We start from the raw sequence: 19,129 nt of genomic DNA on the forward strand, positions 1-19,129 counted from the left end.
GTATTATAAACAGGGATAACGTATAATTGTTTTGTATTCTAGTTGGTAATTGATGCGATTGGTGCCACAAGCGTGGGAACGGGCGAGAAAGAACAATTAGCTACCTTGCTGCTAGTACACAACGTTTAGCCCAATGGAAAATACGTTTCAAGGAATATTAGTAACCGAGAAAGACAGTTCGTTCAGCAAAGAAGTGCAGACGATTGACCTGGATGCACTATCTAAAAATGATACGCTGATTCGCGTGCGCTATTCGTCTCTAAACTACAAGGACGCGCTGTCGGCAAACGGCAATCGGGGTGTTACGCGGGTATTTCCACACGTGCCGGGTATTGATGCCGCCGGAACAGTGGTAAGCTCCAAGAGCGGAGCCTGGCGAGAAGGCGAGGAGGTAATCGTCACCGGCTTTGATCTGGGGATGAACACCTGGGGGGGCTTAGGACAATACATCAGCGTTCCTGCCGACTGGTGTATTCGGGTACCGGAAGGGCTCAGCCTGCGCGATGCCATGGCGTACGGAACGGCCGGGCTGACAGCCGGTTTGTGCGTCCATAAATTACTTCAGGCCGGACTATCGCCGGATAAAGGTTTGATTGCCGTCAGTGGAGCAACGGGTGGCGTCGGTAGTGTCAGCCTCGGTATTCTGGCGAAACTTGGCTTTGAGACGGCTGCGATTACGGGCAAGGTTGACTCCGCCGATTATTTCACGAATACGCTGGGCGTCACTGAAATCATCGATCGGACGACCTTTATCGATGAGTCGAAAAAACCTTTGTTATCGGCGCGTTTCGCCGGCGCTATTGATACGGTGGGTGGCACCGTACTAACGACTTTATTACGTTCGCTGCATTACAACGGAGCCGTAGCCGCCTGTGGCATGGCGCAAGCAGGCGATTTACCCATGACCGTTTTTCCATTTATTCTTAAAGGTATCAGTTTATTGGGGGTCGATTCGGCCCAGTGTGCCATGGATACCCGGCAGTGGGTGTGGTACCAACTGGCCAGCGATTGGCGCCCTGCTCACCTACATGATCTGGTAACTGAAATAGCGTTATCAGAAGCAGCGGGGGTTATGGATGCCATGCTGGCCGGTAAAGCTCAGGGACGTACGGTGGTACGGTTAGACTAAACCTAAGACAAAAGACACAGGATGTAGGAGACCAGATCGTCCGTCCTACATCCTGTGTCTTTTGATTTTTGTCCCTGAGTGTCTCTACTTCGAAGCCAGAACCGTTTCCTTTTTTGTCTGGTACTTGTAAAGGTATTCGATCAGATCGGCAACCAGGCCCGTCCATCCCGTCTGGTGATTCGCGCCCAGGCCCGATCCGTTATCGCCGTTGAAATACTCGTAAAAGAGGTATAGGTTCTGGAAATTAGGATCATGCTGCATTTTCTGCTGATCACCGTAAGCCGGTATCCGACCGCTGGCATCCCGACGAAACAGGTTGATGAGTCGCTCGGTTACCTGCATCAGGGCATCTTTAACGCTCATAACCTGGCCCGAATGCGTGGGATACTCGATTTCCAGATCGTCGCCGTAATACTGGTAGAATTTCAGCAGCGAGTCGATCAGCAGGAAATTAACCGGGAACCAGATCGGGCCGCGCCAGTTGGAATTACCTCCGAACATACTCATTTCGGACTCGGCTGCAACGTAACGAACCTGAAAAACTTCGCTGTTTAGTTCGAACTGATAAGGGGTTTTTTCGTGGTATTTTGATAGCGCCCGGATGCCATAGTCCGACAAAAACTCGGTTTCGTCGAACATCCGTTTCAGGATCATTTTCATGCGGTGGCCACGTAACAGGCTGAGTAGGTGCGTTTCGCCCTTGCCTGGCTCGTGCCAGCGCGATACCAGCGACGCCAGATCCGGCCGGTTGGTCAGTACCCACTCGACCCGGCGTTTGAAGTCGGGTAACTGCGAGAGTAACTCTTCGTCCAGAATCTCGACGGCAAACAGCGGAATCAAACCCACCATTGAGCGGATTTTCAGCAGTCGTGCATTCTGATCCGGCGTATGCAGTACGTCGTAATAGAACTGGTCGACCTCATCCCACAGGCTGATGCCTTGCTTGCCAAGGTTGTTCATGGCCGAGGCAATGTGCAGGAAGTGCTCGAAGAACTTACTGGCCATGTCCTGGTAAGACGGTCGGGTCAGCGAGATTTCGCAGGCAATCCGGAGCATGTTCAGCGTGTACATGGCCATCCAGCCCGTACCGTCGGCCTGCTCGATTCGGCCGCCCATGGGCAGCGGCTGCGAACGGTCAAAAACCCCGATGTTATCGAGACCCAGGAAGCCACCGCCAAAGATGTTGTTACCTTCAACATCCTTGCGGTTGACCCACCACGTGAAGTTCAGCAGCAGCTTGTGGAACACCCGTTCCAGGAAGGCTACGTCGCCAACGCCGTTCTGCTCTTTGTCAATTTCGTATACCTTCCAGGTTGCCCAGGCATGGACGGGTGGATTCACATCACTGAAATTCCACTCGTAGGCCGGAATCTGCCCGTTCGGGTGCATGTAGTACTCCCGCAGAATAACCGCCAGCTGCCGTTTGGCAAAGTGGGGGTCAAGCCGGGCGAGTGTAAGGGTATGGAAGGCCAGGTCCCAAGCGGCAAACCAGGGATATTCCCATTTGTCGGGCATCGACAGGATGTTCGCCGTGTACATATGCCGCCAGTTTTCGTTTCGGGCGTATACACGACCCTGAAACGGAATTGGCATCTGAGGGTCACCCTTCAGCCATTCATTGACATTGTAGTAATAAAACTGCTTGTTCCAGAGCATGCCCGCGTAGGCCTGCCGCTGGATGTTGCGCAGTTCCTGATCGGTTACGTTACGTTGCAGATCGTCATAAAACGTATTAGCTTCTGTCAAACGGTCCTGCCAGATGCTGTCAAAATCAGCAAAGGCGTTAGGCAACGTAGTTTTGTCGCTGAACCGCAGCCGGATAGTGGTGCTGCCTTTAGCGGGGACAACACGGGCGTACTGCGCGGAAGCTTTTGTTCCGATCTGATTCGGGTTGATAAAGCTTTTTCGATTGCCTGACGTAACGTAATTATTAATGCTGTCTTTGGGATACTTCGATAGGTTAGGCCGACCGTACAGGCGTTCGGTATTCGTATCGTTATCGCAGAACAACAGGGCATCGGCGTTTTCGCAGTAGAGCTTGAATTTGCCCATTTGCTTATGGCTCACCTCGATCTGCGTGTTAGAAATGCCGTTCATCATCGGTCGGGCGCTGAACTGTTCATACCCCCAGGCCCAGGTGTTCCGGAACCAGAGGGTAGGCAGCAGTGTAAGCGGAGCGTCCTTGTCCGAACGGTTATGAGCCGTTACCGTAACCAGCCAATCGTTCTGGTCAGCTTTGGCGTATTCGATGAAAATATCAAAATACTCATCCTGCTCAAAAACGCCCGTGTCAATCAGCTCAAACTCCGGCTCGGTCCGGTTCCGGCGCATACTCTCAATGACCAGCCGATTATAGGGGAATTCCTGCTGCGGGTACTTGTACAGCATCTTCATGTACGAGTGCGTCGGAGTACTGTCCAGGTAATAGTACAGCTCCTTCACATCCTCGCCGTGATTGCCTTCGGGACCGGAGAGACCAAATAACCGCTCCTTCAGGATCGTATCCTTGTGATTCCAGAATGCCAGCGAAAAACAGATCGTACTCTTGTTATCGGAGATGCCACCAATACCTTCCTCGCCCCAGCGATACGCACGTGAGCGGGCCATGTCGTGATTGACATAGTTCCAGGCGTCACCATAAGGGCTATAATCTTCCCGTACCGTACCCCAGGCACGGTCCGAAAGATAAGGTCCCCATTTTTTCCAGCCTTTATTGTCAGCTCGTTCGTAAATGCGTTCGCGTTCGGCAATGGCAGTCATAATCAATAAGTCGGTAAGTACTGTAGTGTAGTCTACTCAGTTGGGCAAACTGCCTTCAAAGATAGTATACTCCCTGACTACTTGACCGCAAAGACTCTGCCGAAGTAATCGTACCTCGCTATTTTTCGCGTGAACCGCTACTCGTTAATAAAACATGAGCTAACGGCCCCTTACTCCCGCACTGGAAAAAGTTTGAGTTGAAGTTCCAGATCATCAATAGCTTGCTGCAGGTCCTGTTTGCTAACGTCAACGGGGAGGTAAAATGCCTGATCGCCAGATTGCCAGCGCGGTAGGGCGTCAGAACTCAAACGGATCTGAAACCGATAACCACCATCTTTAGACGATGCATTGTTGAAAGCCAGCGCGGGTTCGACGAAGGTCAGCCGGGGAGAGAGCTCGCGCTGTGCAGCAATGGAACGTAACCAGTCCAGCAGCAGCTCAATTTCCCAGGTTGAGAGCAGCGGGGCTGTACAGACCGTTTGTTGGTGTTGAAACCGGGTTTTTAGCCCAATAAGCAACCAGTTGCGATCCATAAATGAATTGGAATCCGAGCATTCGTAATCCAAAATATTCAACTCAAACGTGCTGTCGTGACCAGTTAGTTTCATGGGTAAAGAGGAGAGGAAGACTGTGAGTACACAAGAGGAGCGGGGGACTGGCCCGACGCTGATCATCCACTCAAAATGGAAGGTCGGCGACTAACGTAATGGGGCAAACTTAACGCCACCAGCGTTGTTACTAAAGTGAAAGTTAACCAGAATAATTGATAGTTTTTTACTTTTCGATGAAATGTTTGTTTTTTATCGTTAGGCGGTGCCCCCAGTCCACACAGAAAGGAAGGAGAGAGCACCAGTACCTATCTTTTGCATTTGCCGATTAAGTACTAATTTCACCACTCCAAACAATACGATACGCTAAAACCCTATGTCAGCTTCCAAACGCGTCCTGATTGCCGAAGACAGCTCTGTTATTCAAAACCTGGCCCGTAAAATCCTTGAGTTTCAGAACTACGATATCACAGCGGTCAAAAACGGCGAGCAGGTATTGCAGATTCTGGAAAAAGAAGACTTCAGTATTTTGCTGCTGGACATCAACATGCCTATCATGGACGGTATGGAATGCGTTCGGCGTGTCCGGGCTCTTCCCGAAAAGGAAAAAGCGTCTGTTCCCATCGTGGCAATCACGGGAAATGCCCGCAACTATACCGAGGAAGAATTCAAAACGGCTGGTTTTAACGACGTACTGGTAAAACCCCTCAACTTCGACCGTCTGGTAGAAGTTGTCAATCAGTTAACGGAAAAATAAAGAGCGAATGAGCGAAAGAGCGAAAGAGTGATACCCCCTTCGCTCTTTCGCTCATTCATTCTTTCGCTCTTTATGATCATTACTCTGCTGGGAACGGGCACTTCGTCGGGCGTACCCTTAATTGGATGCGACTGCGAGGTGTGCCGCTCTATCGACTTTCGGGATAAACGACTACGCTCGTCCATTCATCTGTCTATTGATGGCCGTAGCTTCGTTGTCGATACAGGGCCCGATTTTCGGCAGCAGGTCCTCCGCCTGAACCTCAAGCAACTTGATGCGGTCCTGTTCACGCACGAACACAAGGATCATACAGCGGGGATGGACGAGGTACGGGCCTATAACTTCCGGTCGGGTCAGGACATGCCCATCTACGCCCGTCCGTCGGTACTAACGCAGCTACAGCGTGAGTTTGCCTATATCTTCGCGGAAAATAAGTACCCCGGTACGCCCCGAATTCAGGTCAACGAGATCCATAACGAGCCGTTCGACGTAGCGGGTATTCGAATAATGCCCATTGAAGTGATGCACCACAAACTACCGGTTTATGGCTACCGCATTGGTGATTTCACGTACCTGACGGACCTAAATTACATTTCGGAGCAAGAACTGGTAAAAGTGATGGGAACGAAAGTGCTGGTGCTGGACGCGCTGCAACGTAATCCGCATATATCGCATTTTACGTTGGCTCAGGCTATCGCCGTGGCCCAGCGTATTGGCGCTGAACGGACGTATTTTACCCACATTAGCCATAATCTGGGTTTGCACCACGAAGTCGAAAAGGAACTGCCGGCCGGTATACGGCTCGGTTACGACGGCTTGCAGATTCACCTATAGGACAAGCGGGAAAACCGTTTTTGCTCCGCTACGGTTAGATAGAGTAGACCCCGCATGCTAATGACTACTCGTATCAAACCCGCCCGTATTTTCTCCGATCAATTGCTTGGTCAATACCGCCAGCAGGGAGACCCGGCTGCTGATGCTGTGATTGCGTCAATCGTGAATGAGTGGGGAAAAGAAGGGCTACGGTCGCTGATGACCTGGCTGGCTGATACGCAGGATTTCTCGACGGCTAAGCAATCACCTGTTGTACAGCAGTTTTTCGCGGAACATGCCGCACTACCTGGCTGGGCTGACGCTACCCGAATGGCGCGGGGTATGACTTTCTTCTCAAAACATGTCGGTACGATCAGCCTGATTCTGGGTTGTTTTTCGCTACCCTATTGTTATTTAGGAGCTGATGGCGCACAAGTGCTCTGGCTGACCGAACGAATCAAAAACGACACGGCCCAGCGCTTGCAGGAAACGGGCGAATGGCTCTTTGCTGTTAACAGTCCGGCTGAATGGCGGTCAAATAATGCGGTACTGCGCACGCTGAAAGTGCGGCTAATTCATGCCGGTGCACGATGGTTTACGAAGCAATCGGGCCGTTGGAATGACGACTGGGGCGTACCTATCAACCAGGAAGACATGGCAGGAACAAACCTGGCGTTTTCGTATGTCGTACTGCTGGGGTTGCGTAAGTCGGGCGTCACCGTGACTGACCAGGAGGAGGAAGATTACCTGCACCATATTAATATTGTGTCCTCCCTGAATGGAGTAGCTGACGAACTCATTCCGGAAAATCTTCGGCAGGCGTACCAACTCGGGCATGCTATTGCCCGTCGACAATTCCGTCCGTCGCAGGCGGGGGCTGGGCTGACAAGATCATTGCTGGATGCGATCACCAGGCAGGTAGGTGGCGACAAACCCGAAGCAACCCGGAACCTCGTGGCGGGACAAATGCGTTTTCTCCTGGGCGATACGTATGCCGACTTACTCGATGTACCCCAGGCCCCTCTTGAAAAAAGATTAGCCGGACTACTGACGCGCCTGCCTATCTTTCCGTCCGTAGCCCCTGTTGCAGGAAATCGGCGCGGTTAGACGTGTACCGCATCCGCCTGTCCTCATTCGATAATGACTGTATATCAATTAGAACCTATTGCGGCCCTGGCGACAGCGCCGGGCATCGGGGCCATTGCCGTCCTACGCGTATCGGGCGAAGGTGCCATCGATGTTACCAACCGGATTTTTTGGGGCAAAGATTTGACCCAGCAGCCGAGCCACACGGCGCATTTTGGTACGTTACGTACCCAGGAGGGGGGAATCATTGATGAGGTGCTGGTAACGGTGTTCCGGGCGCCAAAATCGTTCACGAAAGAAGACGTCGTTGAAATATCCTGTCACGGTTCGGAGTTCATTATCCAACAGATTTTACGTCGGCTAACGCAGGAAGGCGTTCGCCTGGCCCGGCCGGGAGAGTTTACGCAGCGTGCCTTCCTGAATGGACAGTTTGACCTGGTCCAGGCCGAAGCCGTAGCTGACCTGATCGCGTCGGATTCGGATGCCAGCCACCGGGCCGCTCTGACCCAGCTACGGGGTGGTTTCTCGAAACAACTGAAAGCGTTACGGCAACAGCTCATCGATTTTGTTGCGCTAGTGGAACTGGAGCTGGACTTCGGTGAGGAGGACGTTGAGTTCGCTCACCGCGACCAGTTGCGGCAGCTGATGCTCGACATTCGGCGGGTGCTTCACCCACTGATCGATTCCTTCTCGGCGGGAAATGTGATCAAAAATGGCGTACCAACCGTTATTGTCGGTAAACCTAACGCCGGTAAGTCAACCCTGTTGAATGCCCTACTGAACGAAGAGAAAGCCATTGTCTCCGACATCCCCGGTACCACCCGCGACGTAATCGAAGACGAGTTGTTTATCAACGGCATTCGCTTTCGGCTAATCGACACGGCGGGGCTGCGTCAGGCTACTGATCAGATTGAAGCGATTGGTATCGAACGTACCCAGCAGAAAATGCGGGATGCCGCGCTGGTTATCTATTTATTTGATGGCAAAAACGCCATACCTGATGAGTTAACAACGGCGCTCAGCGAAGTCCGCGAATCGGGCAAGCCATACCTGTTGGTTGGTAACAAACTCGACGCGATAACCGACGCTAAACGGCAGGCGCTGGAAGAAGCTGCTGGCGAAAATATCGTCTGGATTTCAGCCGCCCAGCAAACCCATTTGGACGAACTGAAAACCGCCCTCTCAACCCGTGTCCGGACCGATGCTGCTGTTCAGACAGGTAGTGCTGTCGTCACAAACGCCCGCCATTACGAACACCTGACCGGCACCGACGAAGCCCTGAACCGTGCTATCAACGGCCTGGATGCTGGCGTCACCCCCGATTGGCTGGCCATGGACCTGCGCGTCGCCCTGCAACATCTCGGCGAATTGACGGGAGAAATCACCACCGATGATTTGCTGGATTCAATTTTCAGCAAGTTTTGTATCGGAAAGTAAGATTTACGACTGTTCAATACGACTATTACGTTAATAATCTGACCATCTCCGTGGGCGTGACAACCGGTAGACGGGTCTGATAGGCTGAGCGGAAATCCTTTATGTTTCCAGTGACGAAATACCGAATGGCGCTGGTTCCTAAGGCCGTCTGATACTGGAAGCCATCTTTTAGATCGGTGATTGCCGTTAGGTCGCTAGCGTTAGTAAACGTGTCTCTGTTAGCACCTGCTACGTTTATTAGTGTCAGGAAGCTGATCAGCGCATCACGTAGTTTTTGTCCTCGTTTGCCTGTTTTGTGCAATACATAGGCTATCGTGTAGGTACAGCCGCTGGAAATATAAATAGTGATCCGGTTTTCCTCAGCAGCCAGAAAGAGATCGGTAGCTTCATCAGCGTAGGTATCGGTTCGGTCCAAGAGCCAGTCGAGAACGACATTTGCAGCTATAAAGATGGTCATAAGCCGTAGCGATCTTTGTACATCATTTCCCGAATCTGCTTATCTGTTTTTGGGCTGAGCGCTCCTTTGGCAATCCCCCGCAATCGTAGCGCAGTAGGTATGGACGCAGTGGTATCGAGCTGGCCACTGTCGGTGGGAGCCAGCAGTTGCTCGATCATGGCCGACAATGATTTTCGCTGTTGCTTGGCCAGCAATTTTGCATGACTGACCACCCGTTCGTCAACGGTCAGGGTGAGTTTTACTTTACTTATATACGTGTGTTTTTATTCTTTAAATAAATATACGTATATGAGATGACAATGCCTGTTTATGCGATAAGCTTTCTTGTGGGCAAGTCTACGAATGGAAAAAGGATGAACGATTTAACCTTTGGATGGAACAGGTTTAATGAAAAAGGAGCCGAGGATTCCATAATTGCTTACATTTAAGCAAACTCCTTAACCAGACCCGCATGAGCGATATTAAGAAAGAAGATATCAAGCAGGAAGTGTTTGTCCTGTACGACGATTACGCGCATAATCGGATTGACCGTCGTGAGTTTGTACAGAAACTATCGACCTACGCTGTGGGCGGACTTACGGTTACGTCCCTGATGAGTTTTCTGATGCCCAATTATAAGGACAACGTCCAGGTAAAAGCTGATGACCCGCGTCTACAGGTAGAAACCATTACGTATCAGTCACCGAAGGGGGGAGGGGCAATCAAGGCGCAGTTGGCGAAGCCTGCCGATGCGAAGAAGAAACTCGGTGGGATCATCGTCGTCCATGAAAACCGGGGCTTGAATCCGTACATCGCTGATGTAGGCCGACGAGCAGCGCTGGCCGGATTTGTATCGGTTGCTCCTGATGCGTTGTCGCCACTTGGCGGCTATCCGGGGAATGATGATGCGGGCCGTGAGTTGCAGAGTAAACGCAACCGCAATGAGATGCTGGAAGATTTTATCGCGGCTTACGATTACTTAAGCAGTCACAAAGATTGTAACGGTAAAGTTGGCGTTGTCGGCTTTTGTTTCGGTGGCTGGATTTCCAATATGATGGCGGTACGTATTCCCAGCTTATCCGCAGCCGTGCCGTTTTACGGTACCCAGCCAACTGCTGAAGATGTAGTCAAGATCAAGGCTCCTCTTTTAATACATTACGGCTCCCTAGATACCCGTGTCAATGAGGGCTGGCCTGCGTACGAAGCCGCGCTAAAAGAGAACAAGAAAGAGTACACGGAGTACATGTACGAGAACGCCAACCACGGCTTTCACAACGACACCACGCCCCGGTACGATAAAGCCGCTGCCGAGCTGGCCTGGAAACGAACCATCGACTTTTTCAACAATAAACTGGCGTAAGGAAAACGAAAATGGCTTTTCTGTTTAGTCCGTGGATGCTAACGGCAAAGCTCCGGGGGTGGTAAAGTATGGAGGGCTGCTTTTCGTACCTTTGGCGTGATAGTTCAGAGAATGGCTTTATCCCCAAACAATGCGGCAAATTACCCTTACCACCCTACTTCAATTTCTTGCTTTTCTTACGTTCGCCCAGCAGAATCTGGTGCCGTACGTTCATCCGCTGATTGGCACCGAGAAAATGGGCCACACGTTTCCGGGGGCTACCGTCCCGTTCGGAGCCGTTCAGCTGAGTCCGGATTCAGATACGTTGTCGTACGAACTGAATGGGAAGTACAACGGCGATGTCTACAAGTATTGCGCGGGCTACAAATACGAAGATAAAACGATTGTTGGGTTCAGTCACACGCATTTCAGCGGAACGGGCCATTCGGACCTGGGCGATTTTCTGATTATGCCCACGCAGGGGCCGTTGCAACTTAATCCGGGCGTATCGTCAAATCCGAAAGGTGGTTACCGGTCAGCGTTCTCACACGCCAACGAAGTAGCCGAAGCCGGCTATTATAAGGTTAAACTCGACGATCACAACATCCTGGCCGAGCTGACGGCTTCGAATCGGGTAGGCTTTCATCAGTACACGTTTCCGAAATCGGATCAGTCGCATATCATTCTGGATCTGGCGCACGGCATTTATAACTACGACGACAAGGTCGTCTGGACTTACGTGCGGGTGGTGAACGACACGTTGATTACGGGCTACCGGCAAACCAACGGCTGGGCCCGCACCCGAACGGTCTATTTTGCCTTATCCTTCTCGAAGCCATTCAAATCGTACGGGCAGAAAACGCTCGACAAACCGCAGGTATACAAAGGCTTCTGGCGCAAGTTCGACCAAAGCCGCAATTTCCCTGAACTGGCCGGAAAGCGGATGCGGATGTACTTTGATTTTGATACGCAGGAAGGGGAGCAAGTAAAGGTAAAAATGGCGATCTCGCCAGTAAGCCAGGAAAACGCGCTGGCTAACATGCAGGCCGAAGTTCCTCACTGGAACTTTGACCAGGTGAAAGCCCAGGCGCAGGCCAGCTGGAACCGTGAACTGAACAAGATTCAAATCGACGCACCGGACACCGACAAGATCAATTTCTACACCTCGTTATACCACGCGTTTGTCAACCCAACGACGTACATGGATGCCAACGGGCAGTATAAAGGGCTGGATCAGGGCGTTCACCAGGCAGACGGATTTACGAATTACACCACCTTCTCGCTCTGGGATACGTACCGGGCGCTGCATCCGTTCTTCAACCTGATGCAGCCGTCGCGCAACAGCGATATGGTAGCCTCGATGATGAAGCATTACGACCAGAGCACGCTGAAAATGCTGCCGATCTGGTCGCACTACGCCAACGACAATTGGTGCATGAGTGGCTACCACAGCGTATCGGTGCTGGCCGACGCCATTATCAAAGGGGTCTACAAAGGCGATCCGCAGAAAGCGCTCGATGCCTGCATCGCTACGTCGAACCACCGCGATTACGAAGGCATTGGAGATTATATCGACAAGGGATACATTGCTGCTACGTCCAATGGTACGTCGGTGTCGAACACGCTCGAATACGCTTATGACGATTGGTGTATTGCCCAACTGGCGAAGAAGCTGAACCGGATGGACGTGTTCGAAACCTACCAGAAACGGGCTCAGAACTGGCAGAATGTGTTCGATAAATCGATCGGGTTCATGCGCCCCCGCCTGGCTGATGGCTCATACAAAAAAGAATTCGATACGTATAGTACCCACGGGCAGGGATTCATTGAGGGGAACTCCTGGAACTTTAGCTTTTTCGTACCCCAGGACCCAACGACACTGATGCAATACATGGGCGGGCCGAAAAAATTTGCAACCCGGCTCGATACGTTGTTCGCGATGAACCTGCCCGATAAGTTCTTCGCCGAAACTGAAGATATTTCTCGCGAGGGCATCATTGGTGGCTACATCCACGGCAACGAACCGGCGCACCACGTAGCGTATCTGTACAACTGGGCCGGGCAACCCTGGAAAACGCAGGAACGCGTGCGGATGATCCTGAATAGGCAGTACAAACCCACGCCCGACGGGCTGGGGGGCAACGATGACTGCGGTCAGATGAGCGCCTGGTACATGTTCTCCTCAATGGGATTTTACCCCGTGTCTCCCGGCTCCGACGAATACTCACTGGGTAGCCCGTCCGTGAAAAGCGCCCGGCTAAACCTAGAAAACGGCAAAACGTTCGAGGTCGAAGCCATCAACCAGAGCCCGAAGAACGTTTACGTGCAAAAGGTACTCCTTAACGGCAAACTCTTGACTAAACCGGTTATCACGCACGCTGACATCACGAACGGCGGTAAGCTAACGTTTTACATGAGCGCCAAGCCAGTGAGAAAATAGGAAGGTATATTACGTAAGTAAGAAAGGGCTGAATCGATCAAATAGCATTGATCGATTCAGCCCTTTTATAATGAGGACCTCTACCAAACGTAGCGAAACTGATACCAGCAGATAGCCACGAAAATGGCTTCGAAGAGCCAGGTGTAGAGCGTGTTTTTCTTGAACAGATGGAACACCAGCAGATGCATACTCACTCCGCTCAGAGCCATTGGAACACCGAAAATAAACTGGAGAGCATTGTTTGGTTGGCTTGGGTTAACAAAGCCGTAGCCAATAGCAATAACGCCCATGGCCGAAAAAATGGTCAGGGGCGTTACGATGTTGAATAGTTGCTTGATCGTCATGTTTCCGGCCGGTTCGTGGATACTTACCACCTCCGAACGGATGAAACAATCGGAGGTGAATTAGTTAACCTGATTACGGGGGTCAGGTTTCAATTCCAGCTTGAATTCCTTGGGTGGTTCAGCACCCGCCAGGTTCTTGATGAAATAATCCCAACGCCGACGAGTCATGTAAGGCGAGTAGCTGCCGAAGCCGTGAGCGCTGTTCGGGAAAATGACCAGATCGTAATCTTTATTGGCTTTTTCCAGTGCTTCGACCACCAGCAACGTATTGTACGGCGGTACGTTGTCGTCCATCATGCCGTGGGCCAGCATTAGTTTGCCTTTCAGGTTCTTGGCGTAGGTCTGATTGGCCTGCGCTTCGTAGTCGACGTTGGCCGCTAAGCCGTCGTAGCGATCGCCCCAGTCGTCTTCGTAATTGCGGTTGTCGTGGTTGCCGGATTCGGAAATACCCACTTTAAAAAAATCCGGGTAGCGGAACATCGCCGTTGCCGTGGCAAATCCTCCACCCGAATGCCCCCAGATGCCAACGCGGGCGGTATCCATGTAAGCGTACTTCTGGGCGAGTTGCCGAATGCCCGTGATCTGATCGGGGAGCGTATTTTCGGACATATTGCCGTAGCTCATGTCGTGGAAGCTCTTGGAACGTAATGGGTTGCTGGTGCCTTCAATTTCAACCACAATGAAACCCAGCTCGGCCAGCGACTGGTTGTCTTTGCGAGCTGCCGAGAAAGACCAACTACCGACACTGCCGCCTTGTGGACCGGGATAGATGTAATCGACTACCGGGTATTTTATGCTCGGGTCCAGCTTCGTCGGTTTGTAAAGCAGGCCATAAATATCTGTTTTGCCGTCAGCGGCTTTAACCGTGATGGGCGTTGGGGGTGTCCAGCCCGTCGCCGTCAAGCGCGAAATATCCGCTTTCTCCAGCGTTGCGACGAGTTTACCGGCCATGTTACGTAATACGCTGACGGGCGGCACGTTAGGCTGTGAATACGTATCGACGAAATGCGTTCCCGAGGGCGAGATCGTCACCATATGATTCCCTTCTTCGGGCGTTAGCACGGCAAAGTTCTTACCATCGAATCCAATCTTACAAAACTGACTGAAGTAGGGGTTAATAGCCTGACGTCCGTTAGCGATAAAATACAGTGTCCGGGTTTTCTCGTCCACGCGCAAGAGTCGCGTAACCAGCCAATCACCCTTGGTAATCTGGTTTTTGAGCTTACCGGTAGCGGCATCGTAGAGGTAGAGATGACCCCAGTTGTCGCGCTCCGAGAACCAGATAAATTCATTCGATTTGTCGAGGTAGCGCCAGTTGATAGCGCCCCACCCCGATTCGTACTGAGTTGGTACCGTTTCTTCGAATACCTCACGTACCGCGCCCGTTGCGGCATCGGCCAGACGGATTTTTTCCTGTTTGTGGTCGCGGGACGTAGAGACAAACGCTAGTTTAGTAGCATCGTCGTTCCAGTTTACGTCATCGAACGTACCGCTGCTGGCAATGTCGTCGCTCAGGGTAGCCCGGTGCGGATCAGCGGGGATCTGCAACTGAATCACCTTCGGATTGTCGACGTCGATAATCACCCGCTGAATTGTCGCGATGTGCTCATCGCCGGGGAGCGGGTACTTCCACTGCTTCAGGGTTGGCTTGCCGACGTTAGTCGTCACCAGATACATATCGCTGACCTGCCGCTGATCCTGTTTGAACGTCGCAATTTTTTTCGAATCAGGCGACCATATCAGAATGGCCCGGTCGCTGGACTTCCAGCCCGCATTATCGGTTGCGTAACCGAAATCCTTGATACCGTCGGTGGTGAGCTGGGTTTCTTTCCCCGAGGCTACGTCGCGCACCCACAGGTTGTAGTCTTTGATGTAAGCAGCCCGTTTTTTGTCGGGTGACAGTACGTCCGGACCGGCGCTTCCCCGAGAGGGACGACCACTGCCATCAGTAGTAGCTGACTGCGACCGGGCCGATGATGCATCGGCCGTTAGCTGATACGTTTGCAGGTTGCAGGACCAGCGTTTGCCATTCGCCGTGAACGAAACCGTCGTCAGGTCGGGCGAAAAGCTGATAGTCTGGAACGGTAATCGGCTGGCTTCATACGATTTGCCCGCAGCCGCCGACAGCGCGCTGGCCAGCTTCTGGTGATCGAAAGCAGGTGTGCGGGAACCCTTGGCTGGGTCTACCAGAATAAACCCGCTGCCAGTAGCGGTCAAGTCGCGGTACCAGAAACGGTCACCGGCCAGCCAGTTGGGGCGTACGTTGGCATGGTCAATCAACTGATCGGCGTTCGTCGATAAAAATCGCTGGGCCTGCTCATAATCGGAAGGGGTCAGCGCAGGGCGCTGCTGAGCCTGTGCTGAAACGATGGCCAAACCAATCAGGCCAACAAGAACTGTTTTTTTCATTGTAGATGAACGTGAACGTCGAAGCGCGCCATAGACTAGTTGTCCCGGTGATCGAATCGGCGATTCTGCCAAACTACAAAATTTTAGGCAATGCTGGAAGGCCAGGAGACAAGTTTACCCCAGTAGCAATCGCAGAAACGTACTAGCTGTTCTTAAATAGCAAAAGCGGACACAGGATAGCTATGGCCGCTTTTGCTACGTAAACCAGTGCTGACTGTCAGGTGCTTAGTGGTGAGCCTCTGGTAGTTAACTGATTAGGCGAAAAAGCTGGGACGGCGGAGCTCACCCGAGTTTTGCCAGGAGGCATCTCGCCGGCGGAGCGCCTGCGAAATGGTTATAATCTGTTCGCCGAGTTGGCCCTGGCCTTCGAACGAAGCCTGGTCATATTGATCCTGCCGGGAGGCATCCCAGTCGAAGAGTTCGGTTTTGGCGTCGTAAATACCAATTGGTTTACGTCCCTTGTGATTAGCGACCAACTTCAGGATTGATTCGGCTTCGGCACGCGTGTTGCAGGAAACGTGATGATACTGCTCCCGAAATAAATAAATTACTGAAAAACGATTCATGACTCTTATGTTTTGGTTGCGGCAGAACCGATTCCTGTGAAGGCTCCGGCGCAACGATGGTTCTTGATAAAACAGACTTGGAAATAGCGGTAGATGAGGCTACGCTCAATTAGTAGCGAGCGTTTACCCAGTTGCCGCCAAAGGGAGTGGCATTACGGCATAGTCCCTCAAAAACTGCTTGATTTCGACGCACGAAAGACGAAAAAGTCATCCGCGTAAAAGTGCAAATTCTTGTCCAGGTAATCTTTGTCTTATCCCCGCGCTTTGCAACGAATGGTACGTTCATGGTAGGTATAATAAGTTAATAATCAGCCTGAAAAATGAGAGGGCACTTGCTCTCCCGTTCAGTTTATAAACTAAATAAGGGGCTTAATAAGTTTTGTTTTATTGGTAAAGTGCAAAAATTGCCTACGATTTTTCATCGAAAAGCTGAATAGTACAAGTGATTCCTGTACAAAGGCTATGATTTTTCTGCCTTTTTTGCGCTCGTCGATCTGGTAGTGTGCAGTAAATGGCTATAAATCAAAATAGTATATCTAGGGAAAGTTAAATCCTGAGTAGTAGCAAAGGCGCACAAAACTGACTTTGCAAAGGGTTTCAGCGGTTGAGAAAACCAATAGGAGAGAATGGGCGCTGTAAATAGTTGGCTATCCCTAATGAGTCACTAAATCGAAAAGGCCGGTTCCTGTAGGAACCGGCCTTTTCGATTTAGCCAAGTAGTTTGTCGGGGGTGATAGGCAGATCGCGTATTCGCTTGCCCGTTGCGTGGTACACGGCATTAGCAATCGCGGCTGCAAAGCCAATCAGCCCAATCTCGCCCATTCCTTTCGCGCCGATTGGATCAATGATGGAGTCGGGTTCGTCGATCAGGATAATTTCGGTGTCGGGAATATCGGCACAGACGGGCAGGTGATAGTCCGCCAGGTTGTTGTTCACGTAGCGGCCATACCGATGGTCCAGTATCCCGTCTTCCATGAGCGCCATGCCAATACCCCAGGCCACGCAGCCGTGGACCTGACTGTGCGCCGTTTTCTGATTGACGACCTTCCCCACATCCAGCGCCGATACGACCCGCTTCGTGCGGACTTCGCCCGTAGCAGGATGTACGTGCACTTCGACAAACGTAGCGCAGAATGACTTGCTGGAATAGTTTTTCTGCTCCGGTCCACTTTCTGAATCGATCTTGACCTCGACATAAGGCAGCTTCTGCTGCTTCAATACGTCGGCGTAGGATACGGAGTTATTTTTTGCTTTGTGACTGATCTGGCCATTCTCGGCGGTTAGTTGCTCGACTGGAACACCGCCCAAGGGTGTAGCGGTCTTCTGACTAGCCATATCTATCAGCTTTTTTTGCAGTGCAACGCACACGTCGTGCACCGCTGATCCGACGGATGCGGTGGTGTGCGAACCAAACTGGCCGGGGGCGGGCGGGAAGGAGGAATCGCCCAGCTCAAAACGAACGAGTGAGGGCTCAATCCCCAGCACCGATGCGGCAATCTGCGTCATGATGGTATACGTGCCAGGGCCAACGTCGGCCGTTGAACTGCGTACCAGAACGGTGCCATCGGGCATCAGCCGGGCGCTGGCTGATGCTTTCGTTCGGGCGGCCTTGTAAATGCCAGCGCTCATGCCCATCCCGACCAGCCAGTCGCCCGACATCATGGAGCGAGGCTGTGGATTACGTTTAGACCAGCCAAACTGGTCGGCCCCCCGTTCGTAGCAAGCTTTTAGCTGATTGCTCGACCAGGGGAGTGTTGATTCCGGGTCGGTCGTAGCATAGTTTTTAAGGCGTAGGGCAACCGGGTCCATACGTAGCGCATAGGCCAATTCGTCCATGGCCGATTCCAGCGCAAACGAGCCACTGGCTTCACCGGGGCCGCGCATCCAACAAGGCGTACTTAAATCAAGCGGAACCAGCTTGTAAACCGTATTCAGGTTCGGTACGGCGTACAGCGTTTTGGTGGGGTCAACAATCCGCTCGGTAAACTCTTCGAACGTGGACGTAGCCCCAAATGCTTCGTGCGTAAGACCGACCAGCGTTCCGTCGGCAGTGGCACCAAGCCCCACCTTCTGCACGGATCGCGGCCGGTAGCCAACCATATTAAAGGCCTGATCACGTTTGAGGGCTACTTTTACGGGACGCCCTACTTTTTTGGCTCCCAGGATCGCGGCCATCTCCTGCGGCCACACCCGCGACGAACTACCAAAAGCCCCGCCCACGTAAGGTGAGTGGATCTGCACATTGTTTTCGGGCAGCTGAAACAGCCGTATAATGTCTTTCTGCGCCAGCTTCGTTGCCTGGGTTTTATTGTACACGATTACTTTATCCGCGCCCTCCCAGGTAGCCGTAGCTGCGTGGGGTTCCATCGGATTGTGAACGTTGATGGGTGTCTGGTATTCCTGTTCGATATGTACTGCGGCCGTTTTGTACGCATCACGCTGACCACGCACATAATCGTCTTCTCGTTTAGGCTTGGTGCCGCGCTTCAGATTCGTTTTTAGGTTGGTCTGGTGCGGACGCTTGTCGTACGTTACCTTGACCAGCGAGGCTGCGTGCGTAGCCCGTTCGAGTGTATCGGCCACGACCAACGCTACCGGCTGATTGCTGTAGTAAATCTGATCATTGTAGAATACCCGAAACTCCTGACCTTCTACCCGCGACTCTTTCGGATCAACCGGGATGTCGTAACCCGGTACGGCCGGTCTGTTTTCGTGGGTCATGACGACCAGAACGCCGGGTAAGCGTTCGGCCTCCCGTGCATCAATGCGGGTAATCCGCCCGCGCGCAATGGTACTGGTAACCAGTACACCGAACGTAACGCCGGGCAGGTTGTACTCGGCAGCATACGTAGCGCCACCGGTCACTTTAAGGGGGCCATCGACCCTACTCATTGGATCGCCGAGCTTGATGGTTTGGGGAAGGGATTCAGTCATACGTACTACCGTTTCGGAGGGGCAACGCCCATGCTGACTAAAGCCCAAAAAGAAGGGCAAGGTTTTGAGCGGGGGTGAGTTTGTGAGCGAATCAGCACGTAACGGACTAACCAAAGCCTGGTTCGGCGGGT

15 protein-coding genes are annotated in these 19,129 nt (G+C 52.2%); 7 read left to right on the top strand and 8 right to left on the bottom strand.

Features of this window, described 5'->3' with window-relative positions; translation table 11 throughout:
- Positions 1-133: 133 nt before the first annotated feature.
- On the top strand, positions 134-1,129 hold the full coding sequence (locus tag ACYVAD_RS16425) for a YhdH/YhfP family quinone oxidoreductase (protein ID WP_461140595.1): 996 nt from the start codon (positions 134-136) through the stop codon (positions 1,127-1,129).
- An 84-nt stretch (positions 1,130-1,213) separates the two neighbouring features.
- On the opposite strand, the gene ACYVAD_RS16430 is transcribed toward ACYVAD_RS16425, so the two are convergent.
- Both ACYVAD_RS16430 and ACYVAD_RS16435 read right to left on the bottom strand, forming a co-directional pair.
- Positions 1,214-3,889 (bottom strand): MGH1-like glycoside hydrolase domain-containing protein, encoded by a 2,676-nt coding sequence (locus ACYVAD_RS16430; protein ID WP_461140596.1) that lies wholly within the window; start codon positions 3,887-3,889, stop codon positions 1,214-1,216.
- Positions 3,890-4,059: 170 nt separating this feature from the next.
- A complete protein-coding gene (locus ACYVAD_RS16435; RefSeq protein WP_461140597.1) occupies positions 4,060-4,497 on the bottom strand; it encodes a WapI family immunity protein in 438 nt (145 codons plus the stop codon).
- 316 nt (positions 4,498-4,813) lie between these two features.
- Here ACYVAD_RS16435 and ACYVAD_RS16440 point away from each other — a divergent pair, with 316 nt between their 5' ends.
- The 4 genes from ACYVAD_RS16440 (at position 4,814) to mnmE (ending at position 8,530) form a co-directional block, all read left to right on the top strand.
- Positions 4,814-5,194: a response regulator gene (locus ACYVAD_RS16440; protein ID WP_461140598.1), complete on the top strand. Its 381-nt coding sequence runs from the start codon at positions 4,814-4,816 to the stop codon at positions 5,192-5,194.
- A gap of 72 nt (positions 5,195-5,266) precedes the next feature.
- Complete coding sequence (locus tag ACYVAD_RS16445) at positions 5,267-6,028, top strand: MBL fold metallo-hydrolase (RefSeq protein WP_461140599.1); 762 nt, start codon at positions 5,267-5,269, stop codon at positions 6,026-6,028.
- A 60-nt stretch (positions 6,029-6,088) separates the two neighbouring features.
- Positions 6,089-7,114, top strand: coding sequence for an oxygenase MpaB family protein (locus ACYVAD_RS16450; protein WP_461140600.1), 1,026 nt, complete (start codon positions 6,089-6,091; stop codon positions 7,112-7,114).
- A gap of 33 nt (positions 7,115-7,147) precedes the next feature.
- Positions 7,148-8,530: a tRNA uridine-5-carboxymethylaminomethyl(34) synthesis GTPase MnmE gene (gene mnmE / locus ACYVAD_RS16455; RefSeq protein WP_461140601.1), complete on the top strand. Its 1,383-nt coding sequence runs from the start codon at positions 7,148-7,150 to the stop codon at positions 8,528-8,530.
- A gap of 25 nt (positions 8,531-8,555) precedes the next feature.
- Here mnmE and ACYVAD_RS16460 read toward each other — a convergent pair whose 3' ends face one another.
- Positions 8,556-8,987: a type II toxin-antitoxin system VapC family toxin gene (locus tag ACYVAD_RS16460; RefSeq protein WP_461140602.1), complete on the bottom strand. Its 432-nt coding sequence runs from the start codon at positions 8,985-8,987 to the stop codon at positions 8,556-8,558.
- Entirely contained in the window at positions 8,984-9,238 is a 255-nt protein-coding gene (locus tag ACYVAD_RS16465) for a DUF6364 family protein (protein ID WP_461140776.1), read from the bottom strand. Before ACYVAD_RS16465 ends, ACYVAD_RS16460 begins: the two co-directional genes overlap by 4 nt.
- Positions 9,239-9,438: 200 nt before the next feature.
- Between ACYVAD_RS16465 and ACYVAD_RS16470 the strand changes: the two genes are divergently transcribed.
- Together ACYVAD_RS16470 and ACYVAD_RS16475 are read left to right on the top strand one after the other, a co-directional pair.
- Positions 9,439-10,326 (top strand): dienelactone hydrolase family protein, encoded by an 888-nt coding sequence (locus ACYVAD_RS16470; protein ID WP_461140603.1) that lies wholly within the window; start codon positions 9,439-9,441, stop codon positions 10,324-10,326.
- A gap of 130 nt (positions 10,327-10,456) precedes the next feature.
- A complete protein-coding gene (locus ACYVAD_RS16475; protein ID WP_461140604.1) occupies positions 10,457-12,745 on the top strand; it encodes a GH92 family glycosyl hydrolase in 2,289 nt (762 codons plus the stop codon).
- Between the two features lie 80 nt (positions 12,746-12,825).
- Here the strand turns inward: ACYVAD_RS16475 and ACYVAD_RS16480 are convergent, their stop codons facing one another.
- The 4 genes from ACYVAD_RS16480 to ACYVAD_RS16495 all read right to left on the bottom strand — a co-directional run bounded on the left by ACYVAD_RS16480 (position 12,826) and on the right by ACYVAD_RS16495 (position 18,998).
- Positions 12,826-13,089 (bottom strand): hypothetical protein, encoded by a 264-nt coding sequence (locus ACYVAD_RS16480; protein WP_461140605.1) that lies wholly within the window; start codon positions 13,087-13,089, stop codon positions 12,826-12,828.
- A gap of 60 nt (positions 13,090-13,149) precedes the next feature.
- On the bottom strand, positions 13,150-15,498 hold the full coding sequence (locus tag ACYVAD_RS16485) for a S9 family peptidase (protein WP_461140606.1): 2,349 nt from the start codon (positions 15,496-15,498) through the stop codon (positions 13,150-13,152).
- Between the two features lie 254 nt (positions 15,499-15,752).
- The gene (locus ACYVAD_RS16490; protein ID WP_461140607.1) at positions 15,753-16,064 is read right to left on the bottom strand and encodes a hypothetical protein; all 312 of its coding nucleotides are present in this window, start codon (positions 16,062-16,064) and stop codon (positions 15,753-15,755) included.
- Between the two features lie 708 nt (positions 16,065-16,772).
- Positions 16,773-18,998: a xanthine dehydrogenase family protein molybdopterin-binding subunit gene (locus ACYVAD_RS16495; protein ID WP_461140608.1), complete on the bottom strand. Its 2,226-nt coding sequence runs from the start codon at positions 18,996-18,998 to the stop codon at positions 16,773-16,775.
- Positions 18,999-19,129 lie beyond the last annotated feature (131 nt).

This window comes from Spirosoma pomorum (genome assembly GCF_054776615.1).

Coding starts and splice junctions, on each gene's coding strand:
- ACYVAD_RS16425 (WP_461140595.1), top strand. CDS start 134: ATGGAAAATACGTTTCAAGGAATATTAGTAACCGAGAAAGACAGTTCG.
- ACYVAD_RS16430 (WP_461140596.1), bottom strand. CDS start 3,889: ATGACTGCCATTGCCGAACGCGAACGCATTTACGAACGAGCTGACAAT.
- ACYVAD_RS16435 (WP_461140597.1), bottom strand. CDS start 4,497: ATGAAACTAACTGGTCACGACAGCACGTTTGAGTTGAATATTTTGGAT.
- ACYVAD_RS16440 (WP_461140598.1), top strand. CDS start 4,814: ATGTCAGCTTCCAAACGCGTCCTGATTGCCGAAGACAGCTCTGTTATT.
- ACYVAD_RS16445 (WP_461140599.1), top strand. CDS start 5,267: ATGATCATTACTCTGCTGGGAACGGGCACTTCGTCGGGCGTACCCTTA.
- ACYVAD_RS16450 (WP_461140600.1), top strand. CDS start 6,089: ATGACTACTCGTATCAAACCCGCCCGTATTTTCTCCGATCAATTGCTT.
- mnmE (WP_461140601.1), top strand. CDS start 7,148: ATGACTGTATATCAATTAGAACCTATTGCGGCCCTGGCGACAGCGCCG.
- ACYVAD_RS16460 (WP_461140602.1), bottom strand. CDS start 8,987: ATGACCATCTTTATAGCTGCAAATGTCGTTCTCGACTGGCTCTTGGAC.
- ACYVAD_RS16470 (WP_461140603.1), top strand. CDS start 9,439: ATGAGCGATATTAAGAAAGAAGATATCAAGCAGGAAGTGTTTGTCCTG.
- ACYVAD_RS16475 (WP_461140604.1), top strand. CDS start 10,457: ATGCGGCAAATTACCCTTACCACCCTACTTCAATTTCTTGCTTTTCTT.
- ACYVAD_RS16480 (WP_461140605.1), bottom strand. CDS start 13,089: ATGACGATCAAGCAACTATTCAACATCGTAACGCCCCTGACCATTTTT.
- ACYVAD_RS16485 (WP_461140606.1), bottom strand. CDS start 15,498: ATGAAAAAAACAGTTCTTGTTGGCCTGATTGGTTTGGCCATCGTTTCA.
- ACYVAD_RS16490 (WP_461140607.1), bottom strand. CDS start 16,064: ATGAATCGTTTTTCAGTAATTTATTTATTTCGGGAGCAGTATCATCAC.
- ACYVAD_RS16495 (WP_461140608.1), bottom strand. CDS start 18,998: ATGACTGAATCCCTTCCCCAAACCATCAAGCTCGGCGATCCAATGAGT.